Annotated in this window: 4 protein-coding genes; 3 read left to right on the top strand and 1 reads right to left on the bottom strand. The window is 43.2% G+C overall.

What is annotated here, in order from left to right; all coding sequences use genetic code 11:
• Positions 1-255: 255 nt before the first annotated feature.
• The gene (locus IM322_RS19020; RefSeq protein WP_110578190.1) at positions 256-489 is read right to left on the bottom strand and encodes a hypothetical protein; all 234 of its coding nucleotides are present in this window, start codon (positions 487-489) and stop codon (positions 256-258) included.
• Positions 490-735: 246 nt separating this feature from the next.
• On the opposite strand from IM322_RS19020, the gene IM322_RS19015 reads away from it, so the two are divergent.
• The 3 genes from IM322_RS19015 to corA all read left to right on the top strand — a co-directional run bounded on the left by IM322_RS19015 (position 736) and on the right by corA (position 3,812).
• Positions 736-1,029, top strand: a complete 294-nt coding sequence (locus IM322_RS19015) for a hypothetical protein (RefSeq protein WP_287674298.1) — start codon at positions 736-738, stop codon at positions 1,027-1,029.
• 253 nt (positions 1,030-1,282) lie between these two features.
• Positions 1,283-2,560: a recombinase family protein gene (locus IM322_RS19010; protein ID WP_287674297.1), complete on the top strand. Its 1,278-nt coding sequence runs from the start codon at positions 1,283-1,285 to the stop codon at positions 2,558-2,560.
• A gap of 91 nt (positions 2,561-2,651) precedes the next feature.
• Positions 2,652-3,812 (top strand): magnesium/cobalt transporter CorA, encoded by a 1,161-nt coding sequence (corA, locus tag IM322_RS19005; protein WP_287674295.1) that lies wholly within the window; start codon positions 2,652-2,654, stop codon positions 3,810-3,812.
• Positions 3,813-4,399: the final 587 nt, after the last annotated feature.

Below are 4,399 nucleotides of genomic sequence, written 5' to 3'. Positions count from 1 at the left end.
GTCAGTCTGTAGAGCGACCATAAGACCAGAACAGAGTAAATCTGTTAAGGCAGGTGCGGAACCCCGCAAGGGAAAGAAGCAGAAACCTAAATCGTGAGGTTTGGGAATCACCGTCCGTTTACGGCGGTGAGGATGTCAATGCTTATCTCCTAGATCGATCAATGGGAGGGATGGATAGATAATTATCACCACTCCTAAAATCTAACATTTCTACGGGGTTGTGTAAATAATTAGTCTTCAATAACTGGATTTAGTCTAAATATTGTAGGCTGTTTTTGTAGGTGATGCAATCCTTACCAACTGACGACATTCTGTTTTAATGGCTTGTTGTAGTTCTTGTGCCTCTGAATCGCTTAAAATGCCTGAAAACTTGGCCAGAGGATGACTGTTGCCTGTTGCCTGAACTCGATGTAAAAAATCTAACACGGTTTCTATTAGATCATCAGGTGCTTGTTCGAGTTCTTGAATTAATTGTTGACGATGGTTCATAGACAGTCTGAACGAGTAATACAGTAAATGTGATGACTACCTTGAATTCTCAATGACGTTCTCAAATTTTGGCGAACTTTTTCCCAGAAATAGATTTTAATTGACTCATCTGAATTTCGGAGATTATTCGATCGCCTAGTAATATTGTACGATGATAATCGTTGCCGTTGCCTCTGGATTGGTAATTCTGCCATCTTTCGGGAGTGATAGAATGCGAAGTATCCCCCGCAACAAGGAATTTAGTTTATGAGTCAATCGGGAGAAACCGTCACCTATTCCCTAGAAGCCATCCTGACGCGGATCGAGGGAAAGATCGATCGAATCGATGATCGCCTGACAAAACTAGAGGTAGGACAGGCAAAATTAATCGAGAAAGTCGAGGGAATGGATAAGCGGTTAGAAAGGCTAGAAAACGAACAATCGGGGCTAGTTAGGGATATATCCGATTTAAAAGGGGCGAAATCGCTGATTATCCCCGTAACCGTCGCAATTATTACCGCCATACTCACGGTTTTCCTTCGCTCTTTACCCTCTCCCTAGACGAATCGCGCCCGGCCCAGAAATTGCCAAGTGTAGCGGAACGATCGCCAGCTTGCGGGGGTTAGGGAGATGGGCAGAAATTCCTTTTCCATTCGCCCGCGGGTAAGCTGTTGACTATCTAAATTACTGGTTAAGACTGTCTATGCGCGCCGGAGTTGGGAGCGGGGAGAGGTAGTTCGAGCATTTGTACTAAACTTTTCAAGACCCGGTTTAAAGGCAGTACAGCTTATCTATACCAGGATTTCGGCAAAACATGAAAATTATCGCCTACACCTATACCAATCCCCTGCTCGATAGTCCCCCCGATAACTCGATTTCGACCTATTCTCCCGAACAAGTGTATCAGGATTTTGGCGATCGCTCACAACGGCAGCAACTGCTCCGCGATTGTCAAGGGACTCCCCCCCGACTGCTGATCCTGCGTCGTCTAGCAGAATTGGGAGACAATGGCACAGAAGTTAGCAAAATTTTACAATCCTTAGAAGCCCTCGACATAGATATAATTGCCCTAGAAGACCCGGATTATAAGCTGAATTTTGCCAAGATTCTGCAAGAAATATCAAAAAACGAACTAAGTAACCGTTTAAAAGCAGGTCACGCTCACAATCGTCTGCAAGCTTTGCCTCCCCCCGGAAAAGCACCCTACGGTTATCGTCGTGGCAAGGAGCGTTATATACTCGATCGCAGTACCGCACCAGTAGTCAAAGACTTTTTTGATCGCTTTTTGATTTCCGCTTCCCTGCGTTCCACGGTGCGCTATCTAGAAAAACGCTACGGCAAGAAGATATCGGTAGCCACTGCCCATAAATGGCTGAATAATCCCGTTTATCGCGGCGATTTGTGCTATCTCGGTCAAGATATTATCCCCGATACCCACACCCCGATTATCTCCCGGGAAGAAGCGGCCCAGATCGATCGCATCCTGAGAAATAATCGCAAATTACCCCCCCGCAGTGCCAGCGCCCCGCGTTCCTTAGCGGGTTTAGTCCTCTGTAGTCAATGTCAATCGGGGATGACGATTACCAAAGTGACGGCGCGAGGAAAAGGCACAGAATACCTCTATTTGCGACCTTTGCAATGTCCCCGGACAAAAAAATGTTCGGCGATCGCTTATGAAAAAATTCTTGATAGCACAATCGAGCGCATTTGTCAAGACCTACCACCGACGATCGCTCAGATATCTTTACCGGATTTAGAGGGGATCAAACGGGGAATGAGCGAGGAAATAGGGCAAAAAAACGATATTTTGTCGCAATTGCCCTCCCTAGAAGCGGCGGGAATTTTAGATCAAGAAACGGCTAATCTACGGGCCTATAAACTGAAAAACGAGATCGCGCAGATTCAAGGACGTTTAGACCAATTACCCCCCGATAACCTGACTATTATCGCTCGTGCCGTTGCTTTTCCGCAATTTTGGCGAGATTTATCGGAAATCGAGCGCCGTTTTTATTTTCGCGAGTTTATCCGTCACATCGAAATCGAGAGGGAAACGGCTAATAATTGGCATTTACGTTTAATATTCGTTTTTTAACAATCTTGGACAATCTTAAAGTTAGCTAAAAATTGAGGAATGTTTGAGCGATCAATGCTAAGAAAAAGGCAAACAGCGATCGATCTCAACTATGAGCAATAACAAAAGATTAACTAGGTATAAAAAAGGGCGAAAATCCTCCCAGACAAAACCCCACCTTTACGATTACCACTATAACCAACCCGGGACGATGCCGGGGTTAATCACCATCGATGAAAATGCCGTTACTACCGAGATATTTTTAATTAATTATAATTCTCAACAAGCCACTATAGTTAATAATCTCTTACCTCAAGACTGTCTTAAATATTTATCCAATGATTCCATCTCTTGGATCGATATCGTCGGTTTGGGTAATGAAGATAAACTGCAAGAGTTGGGGGAAATTTTTCATTTACATCCCTTAACCCTTGAGGATATAGTCAGTATTCCCCAAAGACCAAAAGTGGAAGAATGCGATAATTATATTTTAATTATAGTGCCAATGGCCATCCTGATCGATCATCAGGGTTTTTTGTTAGAACAAATCAGTTTAATAGTCGGGAAGAATTATATTTTAACCGTGCAGGAAGAAGGACAATACGATTCTTTAGAGGGAGTTAGGGAAAGAATCCGTTTGAATAAAGGTTCCATCCGGCAGCAAAAATCGGGTTATTTAGCCTACTCGATTTGGGATGCAATTATTGACGGTTATTTTCCTGTTTTAGAGTCCTACGGAGAAAGAATCGAGGAGTTAGAAAACGAAATTTTAGCTAGTCCCACGGAACAGACTTTATCAAAAATTTACCAACTACGTCAGGAATTACTCTCCCTGCGACGGGCAATTTGGCCGCAAAGGGACACCCTCAATGCGCTTTTACGGGATGAGTATATTGTCATCGATACAACGATTAAACCCTATCTACGAGACTGTTATGACCATGTAGTACAAATCCTCGATGTTATCGAAAATTACCGGGAATTTGCCAATGGTTTAATGGATTTTTACCTGTCTTCCGTGAGTAATAAAATGAACGAGATTATGAAAACTTTAACGGTAATCTCGACGATTTTTATCCCGCTCACCTTCATTGTCGGTATTTATGGCATGAACTTTAATCCTGATAAATCCCCCTATAATATGCCCGAATTAGAATGGTATTGGGGCTATGCGTTCGTCTGGGTGTTGATGCTAACCGTTGCTTTCAGTTTAATCATTTTCTTTTGGCGACGCGGCTGGTTTAAGAACCTATCGACAGCGAAGAAAAGATAAACTGTTAAGCAGATTAGACAGACCGGACTTCATTGCCGGCATCTAGCAAGAGAAAATGGCTATTGCAGAGAAATTAATAGTTTAGTGTCTACGGTATTTTTTAACACTTTCAGTTGATGGCTTCTCATTTTGTCCAACCAACTATAGTGCTGGCTGTGACATTGATAGACGATATCGATGTCACCAATCTCTGACTTAACCTGAGCCAAGTAGTTTTCTAGTTCGCTAATTTTCATAACCAATCTCGCTTGCGCTGAAGGACATCAACCCTAAACCAAGAATTATCGCTAAAGGATAGGGGTGACTACAGTTATTATTATAGGCCGATCATAATTACTAAAAAAGTTCTTATCTAACAAAGTTAGCTAATGTCAGGGTTAGATGATATTAGCGAAGTTTCTTTCTAGTCGTCTAGGGGGCAGTGCCATTCCTAGGTAGGGTCTGCAGCAAAAAGTTTTTCGTGGGGGTAGGGTGTGGGGTGTGGGGTGTGGGGTGTGGGGTTTTACCCATTTTCAGGGGGTCAATTACCTAATTTTCAGGGAAAAAGTGCCTAAATTTCCCCCCCGAACACTCCAATGGCTGGCACT

The sequence above is a fragment of the Microcystis sp. M109S1 genome, assembly GCF_020247025.1.
Taxonomy (GTDB): Bacteria; Cyanobacteriota; Cyanobacteriia; order Cyanobacteriales; family Microcystaceae; genus Microcystis.
This window is presented reverse-complemented; position numbering and strand designations above follow the sequence as displayed.